A 1,769-nucleotide genomic window follows, 5' to 3' on the forward strand; every position below is an offset into this window, starting at 1 on the left:
TGCGGGGCGGCCGGTTTTTTCACGTTCAGGGCATTGAGCACCTCGGATTGTTCGGCGCTGATGGTCGAGACACCCGTGACGGGTTCGGAAGCGTTGAGCCGGATCTGGTGATGCTGGATACGGCGTAAGTGTTCGAGTGCCCGTTCGGGCGACAGACTGGCGTTGGCGCTCTTCAGGCGCTGGCGCATGACCCGGTACAGAATCAGCGCCATGAAGCAGATCGCCGCGTGGGCGCGGATGCGCTCGGGCAGACGATGATAGACCGGACCGATCTCCAGTTCGGACTTGAGCACCTTGAAGCCGCGCTCGATATCCGCAAGCGACTTGTAACGGGTCACGACCTCCTGTGCGACCAGATCCCTGGTATTGGTCACGAGCAGCAGCTTGCCGTCCATCAGGTTGGCCAGACTGCGCGCGCGCTCGTCGATGTCGTAGCTGAAGAGCTCGCTCTTTAAATCGACCTTGATGATCTTCGACAGATGGGCCTCACTGACCGCATGGAACAAGCGTGCCTTTGCGCCACTGTCCGAGAGCTTTCGCCCCCGGCGCCTGACGCCTTCGTCCTGCTCATCGAGCTTGCCGACCCATCGCTCGCCCAGCCTGATCAGCTCATTGATCTGGTCGTCGCGGCGCTGCGTCTGCAGTGCGGCGCGCTCCGGATCATGAGCCACGATCAATCGCAATGCGTTCCACTTCATTTCGCCGATGACCTCGGTCGTTGCCGACTGGCACTGTGTCCGGTGAAACTCATCGAGCAGTTCGGCAAACTCCTGATAGCGTCGCCCCGGGACTGCCAGAATGAATTCGAGCGCCCGAGCGCTGGCCCGGCGCAGTTCATCGAGTGCTTCGAGGTTGTCCAGGCTAAGCAAGCCCCGGTCGGCCACCAGCACCAGCCGCTTGACCGACGGAAATCGCGCAAGCACCGTCTTGAGCGTGGGCAACAGCGTTTTCGTCTCTGCCGTATTGCCGTCAAATACCTCGTGATAGATCGGCAGGCCTTCGGCCGTCTGCACCACGCCGAGCATGAACTGCCGCGCGATCAGGCCTTCCTTGCCCATGCCGAACTCGCGCACATCGTTTTCCTGGGCGCTCAGTCCTTCGGTGCGGATCGTGGTCAGGTCGTAGAACACCACCGACAGGTCCTGGTCGATCATCGGCCGCAGCAAGCCCGCGACCACCCGGTCAACCGCCTCCTGCTGATCAATCAGCGCGTCCATGCTGCGCAGCAGGTGCTGGTGCGTGATCGTTTTGACATTGACCTCCGGCAAGGCCACGGTTTCCAGCCAGCGCAGAACGCCGAGCTTCGAATCCGGATCGCACAACCGATTGAAGACCATGACCCGGAGCAGCGTCTCCACATCGATCGTGTGCCGCGTGCGGCGGAACACACGCCTCAACTCGCTAAAGCCGAGCGACTTCCAAAGTTCGGTCAGCGTCCAGACATCGCCGAACGCGCGTGCCGACTCGAAGCTCACAGTCGGCGCCGCTGATGCCTCAGGCAGAAGGTCGCGGCCTGTCGCCTTGAGCAGTCCATTGATCACCGAATCAAGGCCGCCATCAAGCTGATCAAGCCGGCCCAACGTCGCCACGGTGCGCTTTTTCACCCGTCCAGCGTCGTCCCGATAGGACTCAACGAGTTGGACGTAACGACGGCCGCCGGAGGTGGTGATCTTAACGTGCATGCCTCCACGTTACCACACCCATACGTATATCAACAGTGACATTCATCGGTCGTGACGTGCCACCACAAGACTTTATTGGGCACCCCG

1 protein-coding gene is annotated in these 1,769 nt (G+C 61.3%); it reads right to left on the bottom strand.

Annotation, left to right across the window (positions count from 1 at the left end):
• On the bottom strand, window positions 1-1,682 hold a 1,682-nt coding region (locus AWB78_RS42390; protein WP_062613253.1), incomplete at its 3' end, for an IS1634 family transposase.
• Between the last annotated feature and the right edge of the window lie 87 nt (window positions 1,683-1,769).

This window comes from Caballeronia calidae, from assembly GCF_900044055.2.
Lineage (GTDB): Bacteria > Pseudomonadota > Gammaproteobacteria > Burkholderiales > Burkholderiaceae > Caballeronia > Caballeronia calidae.